The following is a 25,594-nucleotide window of genomic DNA, read 5'->3' on the forward strand; positions in this document are numbered from 1 at the left end:
GTAGGAGATGTGATCTTGTGATCGCATCTTTTTTTTACGTAAATGTAAAGATGCAGACGAACAAGAGTATGGAGAGAGGATGGAAAAAGGCAATAGGATGCCCGGGACTTGTTAAAAAAAAGTTTTTATAAACCTGCCGACAAGATTAAGAGACTTCAGGCTCCGAGTCAAGTTGCACATTGTAGCCCAAAGATGCTAATTGTTTGACTAATCGTCTAGCTCTAACGTGCTGATTCAGATGATCCAAGTAATCTACGCCAAGTTCTACATAAGGCTGCTGACGAAGGAGCATGTGATAAATCATGGTGAGCATCTTGTGTGCCGTTGCAATCAGGGCTTTTTTCTTACCTCGACGGGCAGCTAACTTCCAATACCTGGAAGCTAAATATGTTTTTTTCGTTCGGGATGCTGCCCACGCGGACTCGGCAAGGATGGATTTTAGGTGGGGATTGCCGTGGAGAATGCGTGAGGACTTTTTTTTTCAGCACTTTCGTAATTGCCTGGGGATAAGCCGGCCCAAGAAGCCAGATGGCGCTCGGAATGAAACTGAAGCATGTCTGCACCAATCTCGGCTAAAATCGCAGAAGCAGCAGTCACATCTACGCCAGGAAGAGTTCGAAGAATATCGATCTCGACACGATAGGGTGCTAAATGCGAGTCTATGGCTTCATCGAATTCTTGAATGGAATACTCAAGATGAGTGAGATGTTGCCAGGATTGAGCCAAAAGAAAGCGATGAAGAGGAAAGTTTGCCTTGCAGTGCATCCATGAGTTGGGGAACCTTATTTTTGATTTGTCCCTTGACGAGGGAACGAACGGATTCCTCATCCAGTCTGCCGTTGTCTATAAGTTGGCGAAGCAAGGTACGTCCCGTCACGCCAAACACGTCGGAGATCACGGAAGCGAGTTTGATGCCAGCGGATTCAAGAACTTTCTGGATGCGATTTTTTTCCGCGGTTATATGATGAACCAACTTCTTCCGATGACGCGTGAGATCTCGAAGTTCTCGAATGTCTTGAGGCGGAACAAAACTACCCTCGATAAGACCCGAACGAAGGAGTTTGGCGATCCATTCCGCGTCCAGGAACATTCTTGATACGTTGAGCGTTGGCCAATCTGATCTCGCAAGATTCCTCGAGTACATGGTAAACAGGTTTTCAATAAACTCCCGTGCTTTCCATAGCCACGTGAGTGCAAGAAGCAGTTTGAAGCCAGGCCCCAAGCTCATGTAAGCCCTTGGACATTGTTGAAAAGGTGCGAATTTCTTTGTGGGGACGATCTTGGAGATTACCAGTTAAGAGACAAGCTACGACCGTATCTCGGTGGACATCGAGTCCACAACAGTGTTCTAAAATTGCTTCCATGAAAATAACCCTCCAACCAAAAAGTGTGGAGGGACAGAGTAGGCTGCTGAGAAAGTAAGGATTTTTTTACACGTGCTCATCCGAAGATGGCGACAATGGGTTGTACTCATGACCAGCCGTAGACGGTTTTTTGTACGGGGTTATACCACCATTAAAGACCTCGTGTTTCTTCTGTCCCTCTATTCATAGAATAGACAGAAATAGCTGGATTAAGACATAGATGGCAACGAGCGAATAACATTTTCATTCTGGGATGTGAGCCGATGGCTCATGAAAGTTTTTTGTGCAACTGCTTAATGAACTACGCCGTATACTGGATTCCCGAAATCCGAGGAGGGACTAGTCCAACGGACGGTTTCTAACGACTGGAATTTATAGTATGTTAGACACATAAGGGAGGAGAGAAGCTTATGGTTAAACAACTGATCATCGGCGACGTAGCGAATGAACTAGCCTCTACGCGCCGCATTCTGGAACGCTTACCCGAGGAGCATATGGCATGGAGACCGCACGAGAAATCGATGACGCTTGGCGGGTTGGCAACACATCTGATCAATCTATTGAATTGGCAAATCGCGATATTTCAGTACCCGGAATTCGATATTTCGACCGTCCCGCTTCGGCGGGATGCGCTGGAAAAACGCGCCGACCTTCTCGAGGAATTCGACGCGAACGTGGGGAAGCTAGACAAACTAATCGGCGAATGCGATGAGAATATGTTAGGAGAGGCTTGGACTTTGCGCCACGGCGACCATATCATCCTCCGCGAACCACGGGCGATTGCGTTCCGTACCTTTGGATTAAGTCACATGGTTCACCACCGAGCACAGCTTGGAGTATACTTACGGCTTCTTAATATTCCCGTGCCAGGCTTTTACGGCCCTTCAGCCGACAAGGAAACCTAATGAACAAAGCTTCTCGTTCCGATACGCACTAAAACAGTCACAAGGCACTGACATGACGTCGGTACACTGTGACTGTTTTTTTATAGTTCGATCTAGCCCACGTCTTAACCTGTGTGCTTATAATTTCACTTCATGAGGTCTCATGTTAAAATAGTACCAATTACAAAAAAAATGACGATTTAGAGCGGAGGCATCTATGAAGGACCATAAATTTCAGCGCAAAGCGCTTCAAGTAAAAGAGGCACAAGCCAAAATCATAAAATATGCTAATCCGCTAGAGCCACAGGAGATCTCATTGAATGATTGCTGTGGTCGTTATTTGGCCGAGGAAGTGATTGCTCCGCATCCTTTTCCCGCGTTTAACCGTTCTAGCATGGATGGATATGCAATTATCGCAGCAGATACCAAACACTGTGTAAATGGACAATTCGTATGGTTAGAGATGGTGGACAATATTCCATGTGGCGCTGTGGCATCGGTAGATATAACTTCGGGAACAGCAGCAAGGATAATGACTGGAGCACAAGTGCCGTCTGGGGCAGATACTGTAGTTATGCTGGAAGTAACGGAGACACGTGAGGAGGAAGGAAAGACTTACGTTGGTATTCTAAAGAAGCAGGAAGCTAAGTCTAATATCACACCGATGGGGCTGGAGTTAAGCCCTGGTGAGCTAGTGCTACCAGCGGGACGATTAATCTCTGCGGGAGATATAGCTGTTCTGGCAGCGTTTGGCATACATACCGTGAAAGTCTATCGTCGGCCTAAGGTCGCTGTCTTTGCGACAGGAACAGAGCTGCTAGAGGTACATGAACCACTACAGCCTGGCAAAATTCGAAACAGCAACTCACCTATGCTAGAAGCTTTAGTCAAAGAGGCAGGTGGGGAGCCAGTGATGCTGGGATCTATTGTGGACGATCTGGAGCTGGCTCGAAGTAAAGTACAAATGGCGCTGGACACTTATGATTTTGTAATCACAACAGGTGGAGTATCGGTAGGAGATTATGATATCATGGGCGATTTGGTACGTGAACAGAGTGGAGATATGTTATTTAATAAAGTGACAATGCGTCCGGGGAGTGTAACCACTGCTGCTGTTAGAGGTGGTAAGCTGCTGTTAGCTCTATCAGGTAATCCAGGTGCTTGTTTCGTTGGTTTTCAATTGTTCGCACGTCCGGTTATCAGATTAATGCAGTGTGCGTCACAGCCTTTCTTACCAGAATGGAGCGCTACACTCGGTGCAGATTATAACAGAGTGAATGACTTTACCCGATTTGTTCGAGCGCGATTAGAGATCCGTGACGGCAGCCTATATGCCTTTCCAGCAGCTATTGACGAATCTTCCGTGATGGTCACGATCAAGGATAGCGATTGTCTGATTGTTGTTCCACCAGAGGAACGGGGCTTATCTGCGGGAGCTAAGGTGACTATTATTAAGCTTCCGGGAGAAATATGCGGATAGGATTAAAGTGAAATGAACTTTTTACATTAACAATAGGATGGAAATAGCTAATTAACTATTACATCAACGATATTATTTATAACATTTCAACATATGAAAAATTCACAATAGAAGAGCCAATAATTCAACATAATGCTAATCTGATCAGTCTTTTCTAAACCATGTAAAAAGAGAGCCGGCCACACCTTTTCCATAAGTATCGGATGGGGAATGGCCGGCTTTTCGCAAAAAATTAACTATCCAAACGGCGTTCAATCGCCTCGGACATCGTTTTGTCCGTGAGATGAGCATAGATCTCGGTTGTTTCGGTGGAAGCATGCCCGAGTTGTTCTTTGGTTTTATAAATATCGTTTTGCAGATAATAGTCTGTTGCAAATGAGTGGCGAAGCTTATGTACCGTTAGATAGGGCTTACCAAAGCGTTTTGCGTATTTAATAATCATTTCTTGTATGGCTCTTTTGGTCATTCGTTTGCCTTCTTGTCGTCCATTGGGCAAAGCGATAAACAATGCTTTTTCCCTCTTTGGCGTTTTATAACGGGATTGACGTAGGCTTAAATAAAGAGCTAAATCATCTTTAGCTTGTTCTCGAAAATAAACAGGAGTTTTGAAGGTTTCATCATTGTTTCCTTTTCGGGTGACATAGATTAGCTTGTTGTTAACATCCAGATCATCCACGTTTAGATTAACTACTTCGGACACACGAAGACCAGAATTTAGAATTAAGCTAGCAATACAGGCATCGCGTTCGCGATTTAATTGAAAGGAATAAAAGGCCTGTTTGTTTCCTTCAACATCCCGTCCATATCCTTCGAAAATGTACCCCACAAATTCCAGCAATTCCTCATCTTCTAGAATCTTGCCCTTTAATTTCGCAGCAGTATCCTTAGGCTTATGTGTTCGTTTAACTTCAACCTTAGCCATAATATTTCGCTTAAGCAATGGATAGAAGTTCTCGTCCTCAGCAATTTGGCTCAAATAATGAAATAAGGAACGCAAGGCGGACAGTTTACGGGACACCGTTACACGAGTATTTGTTCCCTCGGCCCGGGTAGTAAGATGCAGGCGGTATCCAACAATACTATCCATATGCAGGGTTTCTAATTCTAACAGAGTAATCTCTGTATTGGAGCTGGCCTGTGAGAGACCTTCCGCACGTAGCCAACCAAAAAAGGATTCATAATCCCGAATATACTCCAGCAGGGTGGATGGGGATAGATCAGGACGCTTATAGTCAATAAACTGCTGAACGAACCAAGGCATGAGAGGTAGCTTTAGATCTAATTTTTTACGGTCATCGTTCTTTTGAACGCTCATGTGATTCACCTTTTCCATAGTTTGCATATAATTTCTTCCTTCTATCTTATCATGTTTTGTGCTCCTATGGGCTTTGATCAAAGCTAATTACAAGTGATGAACTTGCTCCTGAAGTCACTAAGTTATATGATGTGAAGTAAACATAAATGGCAGAGGTGCACCAAATGGAACTTGGAATGGAGCTGGTTCCCAGAGAGCGGAAACAGACGATAAGCAAACTAATGCAGTACTATTTATATGATTTCACTCGTTATTTGGAGATTGATGTAGACCAAGATGGCGTATACCCAGCTTATCCGGGATTAGAATCATTTTGGAGTAGTGGGGACAATAAATTTGCGTATTTGTTCAAGGTGGACGAGCATATTGCTGGATTTGCTTTGGTAGAACGGTTGCTGCGTAATCCCGAGGGGCAATTTTACATGACTGAGTTTTTTGTGATGCAAAAATACCGGCGTAGTGGAGTGGGGACCTGGGCAGCACATAAATTGTTTGATATGTACCCAGGCGATTGGAAGGTTTCACAAGTTCGCGCAAATACGCCTGCTCGTAATTTCTGGCATAAAGTGATTGGGGATTACACAAAGGGAGCAGTTCAGGAGCGCTTTAATCCGCCACAAGGCAATCCGAGCCAGTACTTTAACACATTAAATATTAATAGGATTAATATTTGAACGAGAAATAACGATATTGTAGTCATCAAAAAGTAATGGTTATCTTACGGTAGTTAAGATTACCACGAAATATGTTTACATAATTAATGTTATGTTAACAATATGCGAATAACCCAACAACCACAATGGGATTGTTGGGTTATTTTTGTTCATTATACCCAAGCACAGAGTGGGATTTAGCATATCTTATGATGTACTCAATTACAAAGGAGGAGTTAAAATGGGCGAATTCGCAGGGGGATATGGTGGATTTACTTCCACAGGAGCTATTTTAGTTTTGTTTATCCTGTTGGTAATCATCACTAAAACTCTTTGTCTGTAATCCTTTAACTTCATGAATAAGGGTTCCGCCAGTCTATATGAACTGGCGGATTTTTTATGCCCGGATATGACATTAAAGATTGGGGGATTTGCATGTGACTTACTATATAGAAAATAATTTTATAACAAAATATATTTACAGTGTTCAATGATTAAACGATGTTCAAATTATAAGGAGACGTCAAGATGACTAGAGAACAACGGCAAATGCTCGAACGTGAGGAAATGAAGAGGAAAATATTAGAGGCTGCGGCTTTGTTGATTACAAAAGACGGTATTGAAAAACTGTCCATACGCAAAATTGCAGAGAAAATCGAGTATTCTCCGGGAATTATTTATCATTATTTTCAGGGGAAAGATGAAATTGTAGTGAGATATTTGCAACAGAAATATACAGATATGGTTGCCGGGCTTCAGTCCGTACAACGAAAGGTAGAGCATGAACTGCCACCAGAGACGCTTTTAAGACAATCGCTTGAGCAATGGATCAGGATGACTCTTTCCACAAGTGTAGAGTACCGTAATGTAATGTTGAACGATACACCGGCTGTCCTTAGTTACACAGCTGTTCTATTCAAGGGAGCTGCTCAGGAGCGTAAAGCGATTGGTATGCTCTGCCAATGTCTATCTAGGTTTGAATCGAAAGAACTCCGTAAGGAATCTTCGCTAGAGCTCACTGCTCAAGTGATATGGAGCGCTGCGTTCGGTTTAATTATGCGTTTGATTGTGGAAAAGGATTTGCCTGAAGAACAGGTGGAAGCACTGATTTCTTGTTATTTGGATTCGATGATTTCAATAGCAACTAGGAATGTACGTGAACCTTTAACACAGTAGGAAGATCAGAACGTAGGAGGGATTAGAATGAAGACTATTATTATTTATACTTCTAAATATGGATGTACGGAGAAAGCTGCTTATTTATTAAAAAATCAGTTGGGCGATGAGACTGAGGTAGTCAATTTAATGCTTGCCAAAGAGCCGACCTTAGAACGATATGATACGGTTATCTTAGGTGGATCTATTTATTATGGGAAAATACAGAAGCAAATGACGGCGTTTACTTCAAAATATATAAATGAACTAGATAAAAAGCGCGTTGGATTGTTTATTTGTGCAGGAGCGAAGGGGGAGGAAGCCACACAGGAATTGAAATCTTCTTTTCCAGAGAAGCTGTATAACCAATCAATTACAAAAGAAGTGTTCGGAGATGAGATTTATGAAGAGAAGATGACTGTATTAGACCGATTGGTTCTGCGAGTGGTAAAAGGGAAAAATAAGAGTGTAAATGGATTATCCCAAGAGGCAATAGAGCGTTTTGCACTTGCGTTGAAGAAGCGGTGAGAGAGGGCGGAAAAATGGATTTTTTGAATTGGTTAACATAATTATGATTATGTTAACCAATTCCGAATATCTAATAACAATTTTCATAAGTTCAGTGAGTGGGGCTAGCCCCACAATATTTGCTAGGGGGATTACCACTGTTGAGAATTGCCACCGGACGATTAGTTTATCCGCTGATTAATCTACCTAATTTCATTGTAACCTCTCCAGCATCCTAGTGAAATAACAGCTATTAATGAACAAGAACTAAGGATAGCTTATAATAAAGGACCATATTCTCACATTTTTATGTAATTTCATCATATGAAAAATTCACAACAGATAAATCAAAATCCAATACTCACCCCAGCCACTATACATAAATTATATACATCGCCTTCCCCTACAATTTAACCCCTTGAAAAAGGATTTAACAGCTCTTGATCCATTTATACAAGCTTTTTTTCAATTATAATAGCTAGTTTTATAGCTTGTATGGCATGATCTAACTCGATTATTGATGAACTACCATCCTCTAAGCATTGAAGTGCATGCTCCATACTTTTTTCATAGGGATTAGCTGGATCTAACAAAACTTCTTGTTTACCTGAAGAGGTGTATTCAATTATTGAGCTTTCGACAGATCCATTCATGTTGTCACTTTCTTGATAGACGAGCTTGCCTTGTTCAAAATAAGCCTCATAACCTACCGTAAAAGGATAAGAAACCGGCATTTGTGAAGAAACAACGATCTCTGCTGATACATTAGGTTGTTGAAAAATTGTACGAACTAAGGCTTGAGTACTTTTACCACCATCAGTTCCCCAAACCGAGTGCGGCTCCATAGGCCCCAGCATCCAAGTCACAAAATCCAATTCGTGAATCATCAGATTTGTAGCGATGGCGTGTAGACCGAGGTCACCCCATAAGGGAGGCGTTTCTCTTTTTAAGGTAAGAGATAAGAGCTTTCCGTATTTCTTATTATGGGTCGCTTCATATAGATATTTGTACGCAGGATCGAATTTAATAAACTGGTTGACGAGAACTCGTGAATCATACAATTGTTCAGCTTCCTTCATCGCCAGAGCATCTTCTAAGTTGTAGCAAACCGGTGTCTCACAGAATACATGTTTTCCATTCTTAAGCGCGTCGACAGCATACTGCCTATGTAAAAAAGAGGGCAAGCAGATATCAATCACATCGATGGTGGAATCAAGCATAATATCGTCAATATTAGTTGTTATCTCAACGCCTAAAGATTGTTTTAGCTCCTGCAGCTTAGCCTCGTTCCGACCAAAGATAATTACTTTGTCTACGCGATCCATGGTCGTCCATAACTGCGCATGATAAGCTCCGAACCCAGTTCCCAATACGCCTATATTCATGTGTATCAGCTCCTTTAATGTAATGAACTAATCATAACCTTCTATTGTTGACAACAGCTTGGCAAGAATTATGATGTATACTATAAAAAATGAAAAACTTGGAGGCTCCCCATGCGCTTGCATCGTTTGATTGCAATTTTATTATTAGTGGAATCAAGAGGAAAGATGAAGGCCAATGACCTAGCTCAAGCCTTGGAAACTTCCGTACGTTCTATCTATAGAGACATTGATGTATTAGCTGAAGCAGGAATACCTCTGTTATCCACGCCGGGACCGAATGGTGGCATCTCCTTAATGGAGGGTTACACAGTTCACCTAAATCAGCTTCATGGGGAAGATGTAATCAATCTATATCTAACGGGAATGGGGATCACTACTGGTAGTCATACTCATTCCGGATTAAAGCTAAAGACAACCCTGCTAAAATTAGAAAAAACATTACCCGCTTCCTATAAGACGGATATCGAGAAGGCTCAAAGACGTTTTTATTTTGATGATACGCCTTGGTGGACAGAACGCTTAGAGATTCCTTGTCTGGAATCGATTCGAACTGCCGTTTGGCGATCTCATAAACTATGGATTGAGTACCACAAGATTAACGGAGTCATTTCGACTAGGAAATTACAGCCCTATGGTCTAGTTGTGAAAAAGGAAGAGTGGTATCTTATTGCCTACTGTGAAGAAGCTGAGCAAATCCGCACGTTTAAATGTGAGCGAATCGCCTCTACACAGCTCATAGACGAAGAGTATGCTATCCCTCAGAACTTTTCATTAGAAAGGCACTGGAAGCAGCAGGAGAGGGAATTTAAGCAAGCTTGTAAAGAGGAAGAGATCTACCCGGTATTGATTAGAACGGAAAAGAGTAGAGAGGCTTTCCTACACGGGGTGGAGATCATGAATAGGGTAGAGGAAGGAGATCTAATAACTCTTACTGTAAATATGTATAGCTATGATAGTGCATGTACGAATGTATGGGGGATACTTGGACAAGCCGAGATTGTGGAACCTTTGAAATTGAGACAATATGTGAAAGAACAGGTAAATTTGCTACAGGGAATATATATTTAGCATAATCTTTTATGAAAAAGGGACCGTCTCGATTGCAAGTTCTGCAATGAAACGGCCCCGCTCTTCACGTGAATAGGTTAATTTATTCGGATAGTTTACATAATAATTAATATGTTAACTTTAATCAGATTGCGCCAAAATGCCCCATAGATTTAATGAATTAGCCATTTATGCATTAGTATCTACGCCAAGAGATAACTTCTCTCTGGCAGTAAGCCTCTTATGCGCTACGATTAGAAAAGGAAGACCTATAGCCGTGGTTAAAGCGAGTGGCAGGAAGATCGTAAGGCCATTCTGAGCTCCATAATGATCTAGCAATACACCGCCAAAGATAGGCGCGATTACACTTCCCAAATTGTTAAAGCCAATCGTTCCAAAGTAGGTACCCTTCATTTCTGGCTTCGCGATCCGATCAATTAACATATCCATCATCGTAAAGAGCAGAACTTCCCCTATCGTAAACAGAACCACACTGAACATAAGAAGGGCTACACCGTCTGCTAAACCTACTAAGAGAAGACTAAAAGCAACGCAGATATTTCCGAGAATCAATGGAACAATCGGTGAGAATTTGCTAGCAGTACGTACGATAGGATACTGTACTACGAGCACTGTGATGGCATTGAGCGACAACATATAAGAAAATAATTGCCCGCCATTTGTGAAATGGGTGTTCATTGCTAAATACTGCGCCATAGTTGAGCCAAAATGCCCGTATCCTAGTACACAAAAGATAGTACCGAGTAGAACTGGCAAGAATACACGGTCTCTGCCGGTTGTTGCCAAGGCTTCAAGTAAACGTGGTGGTTCAGCTGAAGTATGACTCTCCATGGTTGAACGATGCAATTTAAATTGCACGAATAACACAAGCCCGTATGCAACATATACAATTCCAGCGATCATAAAGGGAAATGTAGATTCGGCAGAACCGAGCTGCACTCCAATAATCGGACCAAAGACAACACCAAGGTTAATTGCAGCGTATCTAAGATTGAATACAAGCAGCTTACTTTCAGCTGGTGTAATGTCGGATAAAAGTGCCCGTGATGTGGGCTCAAATACGGATCTGCATAATCCGTTCAGGGTGTTGACCAGGAAGAACACCCACAGATGTTGTGCAACAGAGAATCCGAAGAATACTGCCGCCCAGCCAAATACGGAGATTAACATGACGATTTTCCGGCCTACAATATCCGAGATATATCCTCCGTAGAAGCTGGCCATTACGCCCGCCAGCGAGCTGACGGCTACCGTAATCCCTGTTTGGGTGGGGGTAGCTCCAAGAACTTGGGTTAAATAGATGGATAAGAACGGAATACTCATTGAAGTTACCAAACGTCCGAACATCGTACCGACAATGATAGTCCAAGCTAGTGGGTGAATATGCCTTAGATGCTGATTCATAATTGAAAAGGTCTCCTAATCTGATAGCTATAATATAAATACTGCATATTCCTTGCTGATATATGTATAATTATAACGATAAAAGGGGGAAGTAAAAGTGTAAGAATTACTTACAGTGTTTCACCTTTAAAGGAGTGAACGATCGTGGACCATATTAGTAATCATTTTTTATGTTTAGCAATAGCCATCCCATCCCCAATAGATATAGGGGAAGCTATTCCTGTGACTATAGATAGACTAGCTTCGATTCTGTGCTGCACTCCGCGTAACGTAAAGTTTATTCTGCGAAAGCTTGAAGAGCAGGGTTTTATACACTGGCAGCCTGGAAGAGGGCGTGGAAATATCTCGCAGCTAACGTTTCTACGAACGATTGAAGAGGTGCTGGAGGTCAGCTTTCAGGAACTGATTGATAAGGGGAAGATTAAGGAAGCTATAGAGTTATTAAGTCGGGGTCAGGTTAGCGCCCCATTAAAGGAACGGTTATTAATGGTGTTAAATAAGCAGATGGGCTTCCGTAGTGAAACGGAGTCGACATCAGGATTGGATGTCTTGCGAATTACACGTAACCGGCATATGGAAGTGCTAGATCCAGCTTATGTATACACCGCGTTTGAATCCTATTTACTCGGCCAAATCTATAGCACATTAGTTATCTATGATGCGGCTAGTGATACCTTTCTCCCCGGACTGGCTCATATGTGGGAAGCGAATGAAGATTGCACAAGTTATATTTTTTATCTACGTAAAGGTGTACGATTCCATCACGGCAGGATTATGACCTCCAGAGACGTAAAAGAGACATTTCAGCGCCTTATAGATTTGAACAGTCCAGCGTTGAGCCTATACAAAGATATTGAACGAATAGAGCTTGAAGGAGATCACAGGATCAGGTTTGAGCTGTCTCGTTCGAATCTCTTTTTTCTCCACATGTTCAGTTGTATTCATATGTCGATTCTTCCTTATGACGTAGATCTCGCGAATGAGCTGAGTGGAACAGGACCCTTTCGTTTATTAGATCTAAATGAAGATGTCCTGGTCCTCGCAGCATTTGACTATTATTACGGTATTCGTCCGCTACTAGATCGTGTGGAAATCTGGTATTTGCCAGAACAAGCTTCAAATGAAAGATTGTATGAACTGCCGGACTCCGTTCAGGAAGGTTTATTACCTAATATTATCTGTAACCACAGTATTGACTACCCTGCTTTGGGATGCCGGTATCTCTTGTTCAATTTCCATAAGGAAGGAGTTCATCAACACCAACGATTTCGGCAGGCCATTAGAATCCTTTACAGTCGAGCGGCCTTAATTAAGGAGTTAGGAGGGAATCGTAGTACCCCTGCTGACAGCTTTTTACCTTGGCAGAGCAGTAATCGAAACATTGTTGAGCCTACCTTGGAACAAGCGAGAGAGCTTCTAGTGGCAAGTGGCTATCAGGGGGAGATCTTAACTTTAGCTACAAAAGATAAAAAAGAAGAGCGAGAAGAAGCCCTGTGGCTTCAAGCACGAGCAGCTTCAGTAGGACTGCATATTGAGCTGTGTTTTTTCAATGAGTTTAACTCAGCAGATATAAAGAACACTGCCGAAATCCTCCTTGCTGAAGAGGTTCTTGAAGATGATTGGCAATGGGGAATGGTTAACTACTTTAATAATAAACTTAATTATTTATTTTCTATGCTGAGAGACGATCAGATCTTGTTATTCTCAGATGTACTCACCGATTTCACGCAATCCCCTAAGGAAGGAAGAATTAAGTTGCTGGATCAGGCAGAAGATGTGCTTAGGGACAACTATTGGGTATTATATGGTTGTCATATGAATAAAAAAGCGCAGCTAAATCAAAGCTTGTTTGGACTTCATACCAGCTCATTTGGATTTCTGGATATCTCTAAGCTGTGGATCAAAAATACTAGTCTTTAAGGAAAGTCCCCTAAATACTGTTATACAGGAATGGTTTCTTTTGATATACTTTCCAGGGAGGCTGTATCGATAAATTATCGAATGGTGCTCTAATAGGTTTTAATAAATGAATAGTAATTAACTTGTAGCCATGGAGGTGAACTCGTTGGATTTTGCTCAGATCCGTAAGGACCGAGACAAAAGAACGGTCGATACTTGACTCTTTTTTTGCCTTTCGGACCTGTTTAGCAAATAGCTAAAAGGTCTTTTTGTTTGTTCAAATTAAGGGAAAAGAAAGGGAGACTATCATGCGATTTCTTATCGTGGGTGCAGGAGCTATAGGTGGATATTTTGGGGGGCGTCTAGTTCAAAAAGGAGAAAATGTTACTTTCCTCGTTCGTAATGCCAAACAGATTCAGTTAGAAGCGGACGGTTTGATCATAAAAAGTGTTCATGGGGATTTTCAAACTTCTGTACGAACGATTTCTATTAGAGAAGAAGCAGAACCTTTCGACTGCATTATTATAGCGGTCAAGGCATACCATTTGCTTCAGGTGATGAATGACATTGAACCCTACGTCGGTGAACATACACTAATACTCCCGCTCCTCAATGGTTATGACCAATTTAGCATTTTGCAGAAGCGTTTTGGACCAGAACATGTACTGGGTGGTCTTTGTTATATAGAAACAACTCTAGATTCAGCAGGTACTATCGTTCAAAGCAGTTCGTTCCATAGTATTGTGTTTGGTGAATGGGCAGGTGATGAGTCAGAACGAACACAGTTGCTTCTGAGTCATTTGGATAATGCTGGTTTTACCGTGACATTAAGTTCTGACATTCAGCGCGAAGTGTGGCAGAAATATATATTTGTAGCTAGTCTAAGTGGGATTACTACTTTAATGGATAGCTCTGTCGGGCCTATTTTAGCCTCACCTGAGGCACGTGCTATTTATGAGCAGCTTCTTCAAGAGATTGTTAGTCTGGCTCAAAATGCTGGAATGCCTGTGGGACCGGAAAACATTGCTTCCACGATGCAAAAGATGCTTTCTGTATTACCCGAATTTACTTCATCCATGCATCGGGATATGCATAAGCAATTACCTGTAGAAGCAGATCACCTGCATGGAGCTCTTCTGGCAATGGCTTTACCGGGGCAAGATGATGCGTATCCGGTTCTCGAAACCATGTATGCCCGTTTGAAAGTATATGAAAGCGTTAATGATATGAGATGATCTACTTTAAATCAGAATAAGGAGCTGGACAATCATGAAAGAAACGAATCAAAAGATCATGACTTTTCTAATGTTCGAGGGGAAGGCAGAAGAAGCTATGAATTACTATACTTCTTTATTTGATGATTCCGAAGTTATTAGCATTAAGCGCTATGGAGCGGACGAAGCAGGACCTGAAGGGAGTGTTATGCAGGCTTCTTTTTCTTTACATGGACAAGTATTTATGTGTATAGATAGCTATGTTCAGCACGGATTCACCTTTACTCCAGCGATATCCTTATATGTAAATTGTGAGAGTGAAGCTGAAATTGATCGGGTCTACGAATCATTAGCGCAAGGTGGACAGGTCCTAATGCCTCTTGGTAGCTATCCATTTAGTCCGAAATTTGGTTGGGTAGCGGATCGTTTTGGTGTGACCTGGCAATTAAATCTTCTGGGGAATGCATAAACGATTGAAGTAATACTTCGTGTCACAAGTGGCCGTATTCGTCTGTGAAATGACGAACACGGCCGCCAAACTTGGAAAGAAAGGAGGAATTTAGGATGTCAATAAGTCCATATCAGGTATGCCCGGTGTTTGAAAGTGAGCGTTTGGTGTATAGATTGGTGCAAGAGGTAGACGCTGCGGACCTGCTAGAATGTTATTCTGACGTTGCTTCTATCCCGCTCTTCAATAGCGATAACTGTAATAACGATTTTAACTTTCAAACGATAGAAGAGATGAGTGGCTGTATACGATTCTGGCTGGATGAATATGCAGAGCATGGTTACGTCCGTTTTAGTATTGTGGAGAAAAATAGTGATAAAGCTGTTGGTACCATTGAATTTTTTGCGAGGAATGAGAGCGTTGAAGGGATAGGCGTGGTTGGTGTCCTAAGAATCGATCTGATCTCAAGACTGGAGAATGAAGGAATTGTTACAGAGATTCTCTCTTTGATTGAGAAGGAGTTCTATGATTGTTTTGGGGTTGATGCAATGATTACCAAAGCCATTCCTAGCGCTAAGCAAAGAATCAATGCACTATTAAATAGTGGGTATAGAATAATTGAAGGTAACGCACTGGTGTCATTTGACGACTATTATATGATCTCGAGGGTTTCCAGTTAGGAGGTATAATCGCAAGCTACATAAATGAAAAGAGGAGGTGAACCTAAAAGGGTTTACCTTCTCTTTTTTTGAAAATATAAGAAAGTATAAGTTTCACAATACACGTTCTCCTTTGAAGAACGGATTTAATTGCATTGCTGAACTACAGTTGTGCCCTCATTAGTTATCGTGACTGTTGAATAACCAGATAAATACTCAGTATAGCCGCATACAGTTTCTTGGGTGGATTGTCCTTTTGCGTCAGTATACTTAAGGTATATGGCACCTTCACCACTTAAACCCAGTTTAGGTTTGAACTTTTTCGTTTGTCCTTTTTTGATGGGACTTGTAAATAATTCCTTGGAATCCATATGGATTAAACCTATTTCAATAGAGCTAATATCAACATCCGACTGATTATCTACAGTGAGCGAGAAACTCTTAAATGGACTTAGGATATTTGATACCGTACTGATCCCGAAAGCTATCACAATACCCATTGAAAATATAGCAATACCTATAAAAAATCGTCTCTTCATCATGCAGTCCCCCTATGTAAGTAAGACAGGGTTCATTCGAAAAATGTTACGGTATATAAGAATTAATTATAACTATTCATTAACAAGTGAAATTGGAAGAGATGTGCTACCCTAAATGTATACCAAAATTTATATGAAAAGGGGTTTTGTTTTGACAAAATCTACGATTCTTTCATCCGAAGGAATGATGATTCGAAATTTTGAACAAGGGGACATGCCATTACTGGGTGAGTTATATAACTCGGTTACTTCGCGGGAAAATGCTGTTTTTTGGTGGGTTGGAGATGAGGAAAACTGGGCGAATGTGTACTGCGCCTTTGAAAATGCGAAAATGGTTGCCAAAGGTCAAGTAGAGATCATGAATATTGTACCCCCTGGTCGCTCAGAGGAAAGTAGACATTCAATTTATTTGAATTTGAAAACAATACCTGAACGAGAAGAAGATTATGATTTATTAGAGAGTATGTACCAGACACTCTTCTTGAGAGCGCTTGAGTTAAAGGAAACTTTATCGGCAGAATACAAAACGACGCTATGTGTGGGGAATAATGCATCAGAGATCGCGAACACGCAATTTTTCGAAAAGGAAAAGGGCTTCTGTCAATACAATAGCTTATACAGAATGAATCATAATCTGAATGACACCTTCTCCGTTCCTGAGCTAAACAAGGCGTTTGAATTCGCGACTTGGATGATGGAGACGTCTCAAGAAGAAGATCATTATTTAGAATTAGAAGCTGAGGTTTGGCCAGAAACTCCACTCGGGAAAGAACGATTATCTCAATTTAAGCAAAATCCTCTTTGGAACTCGATAGTTGTTCGGAAAGAGGAGAGGATTGTAGGCAGCTTGATGTTATGGCAGGAAGAGGAAAGCGGGTATATTGAAAATGTATTTGTACTTGAGCCGTGGAGAAGATCGGGGATTGCTAAGTACATGCTTTCACAAGCGTTAAACTATTTCAGAACACATGGACTTAAAGATGCTTATTTAATGGTGTTAACAAATAATGATTCTGCATTGCATCTTTATGAATCTGTCGGATTCAATTTATCAAGTGAGGAAAGACGGTATCGTATAGAGCTCCCCTAGTTCTTGAAGTGGAGGATTACTAAGCAAAGTGTGATTCAGGTTCATCGAGGCTCGATGGCAGAATTGCACTTTTTTAGTAATCCGTTCGCCTTGTAAAAAATGATTACTGAAAATCCTCTGAACAATTTTGTTCAGTTACTGTTAGTGACTTGTTTACCCTCGCATTTCTTACACACGTTAACCTTTTCACCTGAAAGTCCTTTTCCGATGTACAAAAGCTTAATACGAGTGCTGCCGCAGATGAGACATGTTCCTCTACCTCGGGATGGCATACGCCAGAGTGCTTTGCCGCGCTTGTTTTTGGACATAAATAGCCCACCTTTGCGATTGATACCCTATCTTATGAGCGAGGGGACCTTAAAGTTCGGAGAATGAAGCTTATAAATCCCAATGTGATTGCAGGCAAAATAAAGGATAAATAAGGGCTAAAAACGCCCTAAAAAACAGCGCATAACTTAAATTATACGCTGTTTTGATTTTAAGGCGTTTTTTTGAGGATGGATCACCACTTGGACGAGTAAAAAGGAGGAATTATAAGGGTTATTTTATAAATAACGGATGTTGATATCTCTAAATTTACCTGAAGACATTTTTGGCATTCTGAATTGCAATGAGCCTTGTTTATAAGTGGCTCTGCTCTGATCCGGATTGATTGGAATGGGGAGTGGAATGATCTCGCTGTGATTTTTTCCAAGACCACTTAATTTAATTTGTGTTCGGTTAATTTGTGCCCATATACTTTCGGGGTGAATTCCACTTGGAATACGAATTTTCGTGATCAGATAATTATGTGTGTCCAGATGCTCAAATTGCAGACTTGAGGTTTCGTCCGTCAGTGATGAAGTGGTCGCCGAGGTAGCTTCTCTGATTATTTTTTCAACATAACCATCGATCTGGCTTGGATCCAGCTTCCATTGCTCTTCAAGCGACTTCAAGGATAGCTTTTTCTTAAAAAAGGGATCTTCGTTCATCCAATCTAAAGGGTTCGATTTATTCGGACTCATGAACGCTTAACCTCCTTCATTTTTAATCCATTGTATGGGCTTATGACTTATTCAGTGACATCTGGGCGAATATCTACATAGAATAGGTTAACATTCCGAAGGGAGGAGTGGTTTGGTGGTTTCAATCATCGGTAACATTAAAATCAACAGCGTGGGCCCTAGTTCCACAGTCTTAGTAGGAAATACGGCATCTGTTATCTTGAGCAGTAACTCCAAAACCTATGCCGGTGCCAACTCCTTCTCCATAGGTGACTCCATAGGTACAAACATTACGAATAATGCAGCCAGCAGTACGAACACGATGGATTCAGATGTGGTGGATCAAGTATCGCCTCCTTAAGGGTGGGTTTACATGAATATTACGGTATATCAGTGCATATCGGTAAATCATTTGAAAATTGGTACGATCTCAAATTCATCGGTTCTACAGATCGGTACTTCCGGCCGAATTAATGCCTTGTCTCATAGTTATCAGTCTAGTGACGTTCCAGAATCTCCTCCTGCGCCATCACCAGCGGTAAGTGATTCACCTCTTGTATCCTTGCCTCCACCAACTGAACTATATACACGCTAGAATTAGGCTCTTATCCTTCGCATACAATAAACTATAGGAGGGGGTTGTATGCACCCGTATTATGTTCAGCAAGTCTTTAATGCACTAAGAGTGCAAGCAGAAAAGATTCAAATGCTAGAGAAACAGCTCCAAGATTTAAAAGGGGACGTAGACAGCATAAAGAACAATAAAACTGCAAGTATAGGTCCTATAAATTATCATTTTGAACAATTGAAAATCGAGAAGCTGGAAGGCACTTTAAATATAGGCATTACACCAAATGAGGGAAATAATCTGGATGAAGCGATGATCAATGGTAAGCCTATTGGGGAGCAAGAGGGAGGGACACCAACTGCAACTGCATTATCTGATAAAATTCGTCCAGAGATTCTGAAGTATGTGCAAGAGGAAGTTCCTTCTCAATTTTCACGCTTAGAAAAAGAGCAGAACTTAAGTATTGATGAGCAGTATATCCATATGGTAACCCAGGATCTGCTGAATCAGATGGATGGCCGGATTAACGAGTATGTAAGCCAGCTTCCTGCCGCAGAAGAAGGGCGTGGATACACAGAAGAGGAAAGTACTTCTATTGTTGAGCAAATCAAACGAGATATTGTTACGGCGGTAGAACGGCATTTGGAAATAAACATAACTGGAAGGCGGGAGCCGCATGAAAGTAACCGTGACTAACAGAGAGATAAATGTAAACGCAGTAAAAGTGGTTTCGATCTCAGGTTCTTCGGTATTTTTAGTAGGGGATACACAGACGATTAACTGTTCTTCGGCGTTTGACAGCGTGATAGAATATGCTCCGAGTGCTCCAGATCAAGTCCAAAAAGGCAGTTAACAAATGCACACCTCACGTATACTAGATGTGTATATCAATAATCTGTCTGACAGTTCGATTTTCATATGTGGATCTGTAGAGCGGATTCAGTCTAAATTTGTGGGTAGTAAAGAAAATTACCTATTTAACATAAAAGAGATTAATAGCAATAATAGAGAGGCTTCACCCTTAGAGATCCCACTCACGGCATGGTCGAAGCAAGTGAATGAAGATGAAGTTGAGATTTTGAATGATTCCAAGGAATCAACGATTAATATGCAATATATTAGGGTTTTATCGATTGGGTCTGGCACGACCTTCCAGATTGGAAACGGTGGTTCTGTTCACCTAGAGAGTCGAACCAGTGAGTTCAAGCGAGAAATAGCTTCGGAAAATGAGACGTAACAGCATCTGTAATAATTCTTTTGGGCTCGCTAGTTGTTTTTTTTATTTCTCAAACTAAATTAGTTAACATAACCATTATTATGTTAACTAATGATAACTCTGTTCCTTAAGAAGATGAATTTCATTAATAGGGGAGCTCGAGTCTCGAAGAGGAGAGGCGATCAAATACTGAATCTGGCGAAAAAAACTGTAAAAGGAGTGCCTCAGCAGCCGTTTCATGGCTTTTGAGACACTCCCATGTAGAATAAGTCGAAGGACTTATTAGTTTTAGTAACCTTCACGAAGCCATGTCGTCGCCAGCTTGATGGCGGCTTTTTTGGCATTGGTTTCTGCTAAAGGATTCAGCATCACAAAATCATGTATGATCCCTTGAAAACGAACTGCTGTAACAGTGACACCTGCTTCACGTAATTTGGCGGCATAAGCTTCACCTTCATCACGTAGAACATCTGCTTCACCAGTTATGACTAGTGCTTCGGGTAAATCGCGTAACTGCTCTACACTGGCACGAAGCGGGGAGGCCGTGATTTGATTCCGCTCTTCAGGGTCAGTGGTATATTGATCCCAGAACCATTTCATTCCGTCCCGCTGCAAGAAATATCCTTCTGCGAACTCATGATAGGATTCGGTATCAAATGAGGCATCCGTTACTGGATAGAACAATAATTGTTTCCCTATCTTCGGGCCACTGCGTTCTTTAGCCATCAGAGTAATGGCGGCAGCCATATTCCCACCTACGCTATCACCACCTATGGATAACTTGCTAGCATCAAGGGCATGTTCACTTCCCTGTTCAGCTATCCATTTCAGAACAGCATAGATTTCTTCAATTGCTGTAGGATATTTAGCTTCTGGAGAAAGGCTGTAATTTGGAAAAACAATAGCAGCCTCCGCTCCAACAGCCAGTTCACGGATCAGGCGGTCATGGGTATGGGCATTACCAAATACCCAGCCTGCACCATGAATGTAAAGGATGACTGGCAACGACGCGGAAGAGGAGCTAGGGGGCCGAACAATTCTTATCGAAACATTACTATTAGGGCCTCCTGGCACCATAAGATCTTCAACATCAACTTCAGGTTTATATATCTCACTGGATTGTACTGTATCTACCGTCTTGCGACCTTTTTCTGGTCCAAGATCAGGAAGGAACGGAGGTTTTGAATTATCATCGGCAAATTTCTGTGCTGCTGGCTCAAGCATGATCTTTGGTTGATTTGGCATGATGTATCGTCTCCTTTGTCTGGTCATAGTATAGTTTACCCTCTTCATTCCATAACCATCTAAGGAGCTGCTGAAACGAAAATGAATTTGAAGAAACCCGTACCCGATCCTGATGAAGGACTGGTTACGGGTGTTTGATCTTTATAATGCTTTTCGTTGATCCTCATTCATTTCACAACTTAATTCGTTCATTCCGGCCATCGCTTGTTTATGTTTGATACGAAAGATCAAAATAAACATCAAAGTAATAAGTAACGGATAGCCTATCGCCCAACCTGTAAAAGGAAACACGGCAGCAGTAGCTAGAAAAGAGATCCAGCTAATCGTCACGCCTAATCTACTTCCCTTGAGTAGGCGTATCCCGGCGGCACAGCCTCCGATATATGTCAGGATAAATGTCGCATTCGGAAACTGAATCAAAGTAGTGATAGATATGGATCCGCTGCCGTACAGTGACATGACTGTTACGAAACAGAGGAGCAGGAAAGCTATCCCACCGATAGGGGTATGATACTGTTTGGATAGTCTACCCATCCAATGCGGCGCATAGCCCTGACGTGATAACGCATAAGCCACGCGCGAGGCGGCACCGGCATAAGCGATAATGGTGGCGGTGCAAATGAAGAGACCTGTAACACCTGCGATAAATCCTCCCCAGCGTCCAAGAGGCTGGCTGATGATCCAAACAAGGGAAGTGCTCGAACCACCTTTAAGGTAGCTCTGTGTGCCAACTGTTGCTAAAGCGGATAAGAAATATAGAATACCTACAATAATAGCAGCAATGGTCACACCTTTAACGGCAGCGCGTTGCGGATCTTTGAACTCTTCAGAGAGGTGTGATACAGCTTCCCAGCCAATAAAACACCAAAATAAGATTGCTGCAGTTTGACCAATGCTCATCCAGCCATGCGGAGCAAAGGGAGTGAAGTGTTCAACCTCGATACGAGGAAGAGCAGTAGCAAAGGAGAAGACGAGAACAGCTACAATCGCAATCACTACTGCAATTTGTACCTTACCAGCCACTTGCATGCCAATCCAATTTGTAATTAGGCCAATGGCCAACATAACAGCAGCGATAGTAATTCTGGCAGGTTCATCCCAGCCCATAGCGGCTGTCATATAACCAGCTCCGGTCAGTGCAGCGACAGGCGCACCAATCGGAACGGACATCAGGAAGAACCAGCCCACTAAAGATCCAGCTTTAGGTCCGAAGGCAAGGGTAACGAAATGGGACACGCCTCCAGCGTTAGGGAATTTGGCAGAGAGCAGACCCATAGATAAGGCCATCGGCAGGATCAACAGCGTCATAAATCCCCAAGCCAGCAATGAAGCGGGACCAGCCATTTCTGCAGCCAGCCCAGGAACGATTAAGACTCCTGAACCCAATACAGCACCTATGTAAAGAGCTATGGCCTGCGGCATGCCGATGTTTCTTTGTAAAGTGGTTGAACTTGAATCCTTCATGATTTTTAATCCTGCTTTCATTGTCTTTTGTTATAGAGTAGCAGATAATAGATCCATTGGAAAAACAGAATTTTTGAATAGTATCCATTCGAAATTCCGATGGTTGACTATCACTCAGGGGGTACGCATGGAATCGCGTCATCTTTTTACTTTTATAGTCGTAGTGGAGACAGGTAGCTTCACACGCGCTGCACAGAAGCTTGATTATGCACAGTCCAGTATCACCGCACAGATTCAGGCACTAGAGACTGAAATTGGTCAGCCTTTATTCGATCGGATTAGTAAAAAGATTATCCTAACCGATGCAGGTCGACGTCTGCTCCCCTTCGCGCAAGAGATATCCCGAATGCACACCTTGGCCCAAGATGCCCTTCGTTCCGAGAGTGAGCTAACAGGTTCTTTGCGGATTGGCGCTCCAGAATCTCTGGCTGCTTTTCGCTTACCAGGCATTATCAAGGAGTTTCGCGTGAAATATCCGAAGGTCCAAATTATTTTAAAGCCTGGGGCCTGCTGGGAGCTAACGGATCTGGTTCGTTCCGGTGAACTGGATCTGGCCTTCTTACTGCAACCAGAGACGGAAGATAAAGATCTGAATATAGAAACACTGGTGCATGAACAAATGACCCTGATCGCCCCGCCGGATCACCCCTTAATGAGTCTTTCAGAGGTAGAGCCGTTTCATCTTAAGGGAGAAACGATATTGCATACGGAAACCGGTTGTAGCTACCGCACTTTGTTTGAACGTCATTTAAACAGTCATGGGGTATTTCCGGACCCTACGCTAGAGTTTTGGAGTATTGAGGCGATCAAGCAATGTGTTATGGCCGGTCTAGGCATCGCTTTTATTCCACTGATCACAGTGAACAACGAATTAGCAGAAGGGAAGTTAGCTAGGCTGAATTGGAATGATGAATCGCAGCGTGTGGCTACTCAAATAGCCTATCATCATAAGAAATGGAAATCTCCTGTACTAACAGAGTTTTTAAAATCTGTACAAAAGCATGCTGAAAATTGGAGAAGTTAAGCATAAAGCTCGTAGCTATTCTATGGTACAATAGATTGTCGAAATCAAGGGAGGCTCGAAGCCATGAATGAGTGGAGTGAAGACTACGAAGAGGGGCTTGAAGCTTTTTTAATCTGGATGAAGGATGCCGGGTACACTCCCTACACGCAGAAATCCTATTTAGTAGATGTAAGACAGTTTTTAGAAAGTCTGAATGGTAAAAAGTTAGAGTCGGTAAAAAAGCTACATGTTATTTCCTTTCTTACGTCTGTGCGTGAACGTGGTGTAAGTGACGCTACCCGTAACCGGAAGCATGCCTCTATTAACTGTTTTTTCAAGGCATTAATTGAACTGGAATTGCTTCTAACCAATCCTGCAGCTGGGATTAAGAAATCTAAAACTGAGATCAATCGTGAGCCGGTCTACTTAGATGAAGGTGATCTGGGGCGATTTTTGTCTTCAATAGATGGGAAGTACAAAGGCCGTAATTTAGCAGTCTTTTTACTCATGTCCTATATGGGGCTTCGGGTGGGAGAAGTCCACACGCTGAATTTAAGTGATTATAATGTAGAAAGGCATTCACTTCGAGTGTTCGGTAAGGGACGTAAATGGCGTAATGTACCGATTCCAGAGGATGTGGTACCTTTTCTCGATCTGGCATTAGAAGAACGATTAAATCCTTGGCGCAGTAAAGAGGAGGCTATGTTCATTTCCCAAAAAGGACGCAGGCTGTCCATACGAGGTATTCAGCAAATCGCTGCGGACACCTTCGATCGTTTCCAAAAGGATGTGCCTGCTGCACAACGTCGACCCTATTCCAGCCATAAGCTTCGACATTCCTTCGCTACCATGCTGCTACGAAAAGGGGCGGATCTTCGGACGGTTCAGGAGCTGCTGGGACACTCTTCCATTCAGACAACAACGGTTTACACGCATATCACGAGCCGGGAGAAAGAAGAAGCCATGTCGAAATTGCAAGTCCAGATTTGATAGAATTTAAAGTGAAATTCTATTCATGAAATAAGGACTATCCCTAGTCATATATCATGACATTTAGGATAGCCCCAATTCTTGCTTAGAGTTCTAGCTTAGCAATTTCAGCTTTAAGCTTCTCAGCAGATTTCTGGAATAAAGCTTTTTCTGTCTCATTCAATGGAAGATCTAGTACTTCTCGTACACCGGATCGATCTACGACGCAAGGAGCACCAAGGTAGACATCCGAAACTCCGTTATAATTATTCAATAAAGTAGATACGTTCAACACAGAACCTTCATTATGAAGAATGGAGACTACAATACGATCAAGTGCTAGTGCTATTGCGTAAGAGGTTGAGCCTTTAGCATCAATAATTTCATAAGCGGCATTCTTAGTATCTTGGAAGATTTCATCTTGTTCTGCTTCGTCAAAACCAAGATCAATACCGGCTACATTCGCCAAACTCCAAACAGGAAGTTCCGAATCTCCATGTTCACCGATAATCTGTCCGTGAATGCTGCGAGGATCAATTTCTTTGTGGCGCCCGATCAGATAACGAAACCGTGCACTATCCAACACCGTTCCTGAACCGATGACTCTTCTGCGATCAAATCCGCTTATTTTCAAGGTGGCATATGACAAAATATCTACAGGATTAGTAGCAATAAGTAGTATCGCATGTTGATTATATTTGGTGATTTTTTGAACAATATCTTTGAAAATTGAAATGTTTTTGCGGAGCAGATCTATCCGGGTTTCACCCGGTTTTTGTGATGCACCGGCAGTAACAATGATGATATCCGCTTCACGGCAATCTTCATATGTACCAGCCCATAGTTTCACACCACCAACAAAAGGCATGCCGTGATTCATATCCAACGCTTCTCCAAGAGCTTTCTTTTGATTAACGTCAATAAGTACGAGCTCAGGCATACGTCTCCGTAGCAGTAATGTATAGGCTGTTGTTGTACCAACTGCTCCAGTACCTATGACTACGATACGATTGGGTTTCGGGGGGGCCATAATTCCATCTCCTCAGTATTTAAAATTTTTAGCTTTTAATCTTGTCCATCAT

The 25,594-nt window shown here is 42.1% G+C and carries 28 protein-coding genes and 1 pseudogene; 19 read left to right on the forward strand and 10 right to left on the reverse strand.

The annotated features are described in order from the left end of the window. Positions 1–145 precede the first annotated feature (145 nt). A pseudogene (locus tag UQ64_RS10360) lies at positions 146–1,364 on the reverse strand (IS110 family RNA-guided transposase). Between the two features lie 410 nt (positions 1,365–1,774). Between UQ64_RS10360 and UQ64_RS10365 the strand changes: the two are divergent. Both UQ64_RS10365 and UQ64_RS10370 read left to right on the forward strand, forming a co-directional pair. Beyond that, complete coding sequence (locus UQ64_RS10365) at positions 1,775–2,269, forward strand: DinB family protein (protein ID WP_060623404.1); 495 nt, start codon at positions 1,775–1,777, stop codon at positions 2,267–2,269. Between the two features lie 196 nt (positions 2,270–2,465). Then, positions 2,466–3,728: a molybdopterin molybdotransferase MoeA gene (locus UQ64_RS10370; protein ID WP_060623405.1), complete on the forward strand. Its 1,263-nt coding sequence runs from the start codon at positions 2,466–2,468 to the stop codon at positions 3,726–3,728. 232 nt (positions 3,729–3,960) lie between these two features. Here the strand turns inward: UQ64_RS10370 and xerS are convergent, their stop codons facing one another. Beyond that, positions 3,961–5,043 carry a tyrosine recombinase XerS gene (xerS, locus tag UQ64_RS10375; protein ID WP_060623783.1) on the reverse strand — a complete coding sequence of 361 codons (1,083 nt, stop codon included), beginning with the start codon at positions 5,041–5,043 and terminating at the stop codon, positions 3,961–3,963. A 164-nt stretch (positions 5,044–5,207) separates the two neighbouring features. On the opposite strand from xerS, the gene UQ64_RS10380 reads away from it, so the two are divergent. The 4 genes from UQ64_RS10380 to UQ64_RS10390 all read left to right on the forward strand — a co-directional run bounded on the left by UQ64_RS10380 (position 5,208) and on the right by UQ64_RS10390 (position 7,379). Further along, positions 5,208–5,717 carry a GNAT family N-acetyltransferase gene (locus UQ64_RS10380; protein WP_082651061.1) on the forward strand — a complete coding sequence of 170 codons (510 nt, stop codon included), beginning with the start codon at positions 5,208–5,210 and terminating at the stop codon, positions 5,715–5,717. 220 nt (positions 5,718–5,937) lie between these two features. Then, the gene (locus UQ64_RS31600) at positions 5,938–6,039 is read left to right on the forward strand and encodes a sporulation protein YjcZ (protein ID WP_197069683.1); all 102 of its coding nucleotides are present in this window, start codon (positions 5,938–5,940) and stop codon (positions 6,037–6,039) included. Positions 6,040–6,224: 185 nt separating this feature from the next. Continuing rightward, on the forward strand, positions 6,225–6,872 hold the full coding sequence (locus tag UQ64_RS10385; RefSeq protein WP_060623407.1) for a TetR/AcrR family transcriptional regulator: 648 nt from the start codon (positions 6,225–6,227) through the stop codon (positions 6,870–6,872). 27 nt (positions 6,873–6,899) lie between these two features. Further along, on the forward strand, positions 6,900–7,379 hold the full coding sequence (locus UQ64_RS10390; RefSeq protein ID WP_060623408.1) for a flavodoxin domain-containing protein: 480 nt from the start codon (positions 6,900–6,902) through the stop codon (positions 7,377–7,379). 428 nt (positions 7,380–7,807) lie between these two features. On the opposite strand, the gene UQ64_RS10395 is transcribed toward UQ64_RS10390, so the two are convergent. After that, positions 7,808–8,743: a Gfo/Idh/MocA family protein gene (locus tag UQ64_RS10395; RefSeq protein WP_060623409.1), complete on the reverse strand. Its 936-nt coding sequence runs from the start codon at positions 8,741–8,743 to the stop codon at positions 7,808–7,810. Positions 8,744–8,854: 111 nt separating this feature from the next. Between UQ64_RS10395 and UQ64_RS10400 the strand changes: the two genes are divergently transcribed. Next, complete coding sequence (locus UQ64_RS10400) at positions 8,855–9,811, forward strand: helix-turn-helix transcriptional regulator (protein WP_060623410.1); 957 nt, start codon at positions 8,855–8,857, stop codon at positions 9,809–9,811. Between the two features lie 168 nt (positions 9,812–9,979). On the opposite strand, the gene UQ64_RS10405 is transcribed toward UQ64_RS10400, so the two are convergent. Further along, on the reverse strand, positions 9,980–11,215 hold the full coding sequence (locus tag UQ64_RS10405; RefSeq protein ID WP_060623411.1) for an MDR family MFS transporter: 1,236 nt from the start codon (positions 11,213–11,215) through the stop codon (positions 9,980–9,982). Between the two features lie 222 nt (positions 11,216–11,437). On the opposite strand from UQ64_RS10405, the gene UQ64_RS10410 reads away from it, so the two are divergent. The 4 genes from UQ64_RS10410 (at position 11,438) to UQ64_RS10425 (ending at position 15,456) form a co-directional block, all read left to right on the forward strand. Further along, on the forward strand, positions 11,438–13,135 hold the full coding sequence (locus tag UQ64_RS10410; RefSeq protein WP_245237916.1) for an ABC transporter substrate-binding protein: 1,698 nt from the start codon (positions 11,438–11,440) through the stop codon (positions 13,133–13,135). Between the two features lie 287 nt (positions 13,136–13,422). Continuing rightward, complete coding sequence (locus UQ64_RS10415) at positions 13,423–14,349, forward strand: ketopantoate reductase family protein (RefSeq protein ID WP_060623413.1); 927 nt, start codon at positions 13,423–13,425, stop codon at positions 14,347–14,349. 34 nt (positions 14,350–14,383) lie between these two features. Continuing rightward, positions 14,384–14,797: a VOC family protein gene (locus UQ64_RS10420; protein ID WP_060623414.1), complete on the forward strand. Its 414-nt coding sequence runs from the start codon at positions 14,384–14,386 to the stop codon at positions 14,795–14,797. Positions 14,798–14,892: 95 nt separating this feature from the next. Next, positions 14,893–15,456, forward strand: a complete 564-nt coding sequence (locus tag UQ64_RS10425; RefSeq protein WP_060623415.1) for a GNAT family N-acetyltransferase — start codon at positions 14,893–14,895, stop codon at positions 15,454–15,456. 125 nt (positions 15,457–15,581) lie between these two features. Here the strand turns inward: UQ64_RS10425 and UQ64_RS10430 are convergent, their stop codons facing one another. Further along, a complete protein-coding gene (locus UQ64_RS10430) occupies positions 15,582–15,977 on the reverse strand; it encodes a hypothetical protein (protein WP_156417506.1) in 396 nt (131 codons plus the stop codon). A 148-nt stretch (positions 15,978–16,125) separates the two neighbouring features. Here UQ64_RS10430 and UQ64_RS10435 point away from each other — a divergent pair, with 148 nt between their 5' ends. Then, on the forward strand, positions 16,126–17,064 hold the full coding sequence (locus tag UQ64_RS10435) for a GNAT family N-acetyltransferase (RefSeq protein WP_342447585.1): 939 nt from the start codon (positions 16,126–16,128) through the stop codon (positions 17,062–17,064). A 131-nt stretch (positions 17,065–17,195) separates the two neighbouring features. Here the strand turns inward: UQ64_RS10435 and UQ64_RS31240 are convergent, their stop codons facing one another. Together UQ64_RS31240 and UQ64_RS10440 are read right to left on the reverse strand one after the other, a co-directional pair. Continuing rightward, the gene (locus UQ64_RS31240) at positions 17,196–17,372 is read right to left on the reverse strand and encodes a hypothetical protein (protein WP_167348469.1); all 177 of its coding nucleotides are present in this window, start codon (positions 17,370–17,372) and stop codon (positions 17,196–17,198) included. 237 nt (positions 17,373–17,609) lie between these two features. Further along, a complete protein-coding gene (locus tag UQ64_RS10440) occupies positions 17,610–18,068 on the reverse strand; it encodes a hypothetical protein (RefSeq protein ID WP_060623417.1) in 459 nt (152 codons plus the stop codon). Positions 18,069–18,183: 115 nt separating this feature from the next. Here UQ64_RS10440 and UQ64_RS10445 point away from each other — a divergent pair, with 115 nt between their 5' ends. The 5 genes from UQ64_RS10445 to UQ64_RS10455 are packed head-to-tail and all read left to right on the forward strand — an operon-like array spanning position 18,184 to position 19,852. Then, a complete protein-coding gene (locus UQ64_RS10445) occupies positions 18,184–18,408 on the forward strand; it encodes a spore germination protein (RefSeq protein WP_060623418.1) in 225 nt (74 codons plus the stop codon). A 12-nt stretch (positions 18,409–18,420) separates the two neighbouring features. Then, on the forward strand, positions 18,421–18,642 hold the full coding sequence (locus UQ64_RS29970; RefSeq protein ID WP_082651062.1) for a spore germination protein GerPB: 222 nt from the start codon (positions 18,421–18,423) through the stop codon (positions 18,640–18,642). A gap of 48 nt (positions 18,643–18,690) precedes the next feature. Beyond that, positions 18,691–19,311 carry a spore germination protein GerPC gene (gene gerPC, locus UQ64_RS10450; RefSeq protein ID WP_060623419.1) on the forward strand — a complete coding sequence of 207 codons (621 nt, stop codon included), beginning with the start codon at positions 18,691–18,693 and terminating at the stop codon, positions 19,309–19,311. Continuing rightward, positions 19,292–19,468 carry a spore gernimation protein GerPD gene (locus UQ64_RS30765; protein ID WP_156417507.1) on the forward strand — a complete coding sequence of 59 codons (177 nt, stop codon included), beginning with the start codon at positions 19,292–19,294 and terminating at the stop codon, positions 19,466–19,468. The genes gerPC and UQ64_RS30765 overlap by 20 nt, the downstream gene beginning before the upstream one ends. A gap of 3 nt (positions 19,469–19,471) precedes the next feature. Then, complete coding sequence (locus tag UQ64_RS10455) at positions 19,472–19,852, forward strand: hypothetical protein (protein WP_060623420.1); 381 nt, start codon at positions 19,472–19,474, stop codon at positions 19,850–19,852. A 267-nt stretch (positions 19,853–20,119) separates the two neighbouring features. Here the strand turns inward: UQ64_RS10455 and UQ64_RS10460 are convergent, their stop codons facing one another. Both UQ64_RS10460 and UQ64_RS10465 read right to left on the reverse strand, forming a co-directional pair. Next, a complete protein-coding gene (locus UQ64_RS10460) occupies positions 20,120–21,076 on the reverse strand; it encodes an alpha/beta hydrolase (protein ID WP_060623421.1) in 957 nt (318 codons plus the stop codon). A gap of 141 nt (positions 21,077–21,217) precedes the next feature. Beyond that, positions 21,218–22,540, reverse strand: a complete 1,323-nt coding sequence (locus tag UQ64_RS10465; protein WP_060623422.1) for an APC family permease — start codon at positions 22,538–22,540, stop codon at positions 21,218–21,220. Positions 22,541–22,667: 127 nt separating this feature from the next. Between UQ64_RS10465 and UQ64_RS10470 the strand changes: the two genes are divergently transcribed. Further along, positions 22,668–23,564 carry a LysR family transcriptional regulator gene (locus UQ64_RS10470; protein WP_060623423.1) on the forward strand — a complete coding sequence of 299 codons (897 nt, stop codon included), beginning with the start codon at positions 22,668–22,670 and terminating at the stop codon, positions 23,562–23,564. A 63-nt stretch (positions 23,565–23,627) separates the two neighbouring features. Further along, positions 23,628–24,533 carry a tyrosine-type recombinase/integrase gene (locus UQ64_RS10475; protein ID WP_060623424.1) on the forward strand — a complete coding sequence of 302 codons (906 nt, stop codon included), beginning with the start codon at positions 23,628–23,630 and terminating at the stop codon, positions 24,531–24,533. 85 nt (positions 24,534–24,618) lie between these two features. Here the strand turns inward: UQ64_RS10475 and UQ64_RS10480 are convergent, their stop codons facing one another. Then, positions 24,619–25,542: an L-lactate dehydrogenase gene (locus UQ64_RS10480; RefSeq protein WP_060623425.1), complete on the reverse strand. Its 924-nt coding sequence runs from the start codon at positions 25,540–25,542 to the stop codon at positions 24,619–24,621. Positions 25,543–25,594 lie beyond the last annotated feature (52 nt).

It is taken from the genome of Paenibacillus etheri (assembly GCF_001012825.1).
Classification (GTDB): Bacteria; Bacillota; Bacilli; order Paenibacillales; family Paenibacillaceae; genus Paenibacillus_AQ; species Paenibacillus_AQ etheri.

Coding starts and splice junctions, on each gene's coding strand:
- UQ64_RS10365 (WP_060623404.1), top strand. CDS start 1,775: ATGGTTAAACAACTGATCATCGGCGACGTAGCGAATGAACTAGCCTCT.
- UQ64_RS10370 (WP_060623405.1), top strand. CDS start 2,466: ATGAAGGACCATAAATTTCAGCGCAAAGCGCTTCAAGTAAAAGAGGCA.
- xerS (WP_060623783.1), bottom strand. CDS start 5,043: ATGAGCGTTCAAAAGAACGATGACCGTAAAAAATTAGATCTAAAGCTA.
- UQ64_RS10380 (WP_082651061.1), top strand. CDS start 5,208: ATGGAACTTGGAATGGAGCTGGTTCCCAGAGAGCGGAAACAGACGATA.
- UQ64_RS31600 (WP_197069683.1), top strand. CDS start 5,938: ATGGGCGAATTCGCAGGGGGATATGGTGGATTTACTTCCACAGGAGCT.
- UQ64_RS10385 (WP_060623407.1), top strand. CDS start 6,225: ATGACTAGAGAACAACGGCAAATGCTCGAACGTGAGGAAATGAAGAGG.
- UQ64_RS10390 (WP_060623408.1), top strand. CDS start 6,900: ATGAAGACTATTATTATTTATACTTCTAAATATGGATGTACGGAGAAA.
- UQ64_RS10395 (WP_060623409.1), bottom strand. CDS start 8,743: ATGAATATAGGCGTATTGGGAACTGGGTTCGGAGCTTATCATGCGCAG.
- UQ64_RS10400 (WP_060623410.1), top strand. CDS start 8,855: ATGCGCTTGCATCGTTTGATTGCAATTTTATTATTAGTGGAATCAAGA.
- UQ64_RS10405 (WP_060623411.1), bottom strand. CDS start 11,215: ATGAATCAGCATCTAAGGCATATTCACCCACTAGCTTGGACTATCATT.
- UQ64_RS10415 (WP_060623413.1), top strand. CDS start 13,423: ATGCGATTTCTTATCGTGGGTGCAGGAGCTATAGGTGGATATTTTGGG.
- UQ64_RS10420 (WP_060623414.1), top strand. CDS start 14,384: ATGAAAGAAACGAATCAAAAGATCATGACTTTTCTAATGTTCGAGGGG.
- UQ64_RS10425 (WP_060623415.1), top strand. CDS start 14,893: ATGTCAATAAGTCCATATCAGGTATGCCCGGTGTTTGAAAGTGAGCGT.
- UQ64_RS10430 (WP_156417506.1), bottom strand. CDS start 15,977: ATGATGAAGAGACGATTTTTTATAGGTATTGCTATATTTTCAATGGGT.
- UQ64_RS31240 (WP_167348469.1), bottom strand. CDS start 17,372: ATGTCCAAAAACAAGCGCGGCAAAGCACTCTGGCGTATGCCATCCCGA.
- UQ64_RS10440 (WP_060623417.1), bottom strand. CDS start 18,068: ATGAGTCCGAATAAATCGAACCCTTTAGATTGGATGAACGAAGATCCC.
- UQ64_RS29970 (WP_082651062.1), top strand. CDS start 18,421: ATGAATATTACGGTATATCAGTGCATATCGGTAAATCATTTGAAAATT.
- gerPC (WP_060623419.1), top strand. CDS start 18,691: ATGCACCCGTATTATGTTCAGCAAGTCTTTAATGCACTAAGAGTGCAA.
- UQ64_RS30765 (WP_156417507.1), top strand. CDS start 19,292: ATGAAAGTAACCGTGACTAACAGAGAGATAAATGTAAACGCAGTAAAA.
- UQ64_RS10455 (WP_060623420.1), top strand. CDS start 19,472: ATGCACACCTCACGTATACTAGATGTGTATATCAATAATCTGTCTGAC.
- UQ64_RS10460 (WP_060623421.1), bottom strand. CDS start 21,076: ATGCCAAATCAACCAAAGATCATGCTTGAGCCAGCAGCACAGAAATTT.
- UQ64_RS10465 (WP_060623422.1), bottom strand. CDS start 22,540: ATGAAGGATTCAAGTTCAACCACTTTACAAAGAAACATCGGCATGCCG.
- UQ64_RS10470 (WP_060623423.1), top strand. CDS start 22,668: ATGGAATCGCGTCATCTTTTTACTTTTATAGTCGTAGTGGAGACAGGT.
- UQ64_RS10475 (WP_060623424.1), top strand. CDS start 23,628: ATGAATGAGTGGAGTGAAGACTACGAAGAGGGGCTTGAAGCTTTTTTA.
- UQ64_RS10480 (WP_060623425.1), bottom strand. CDS start 25,542: ATGGCCCCCCCGAAACCCAATCGTATCGTAGTCATAGGTACTGGAGCA.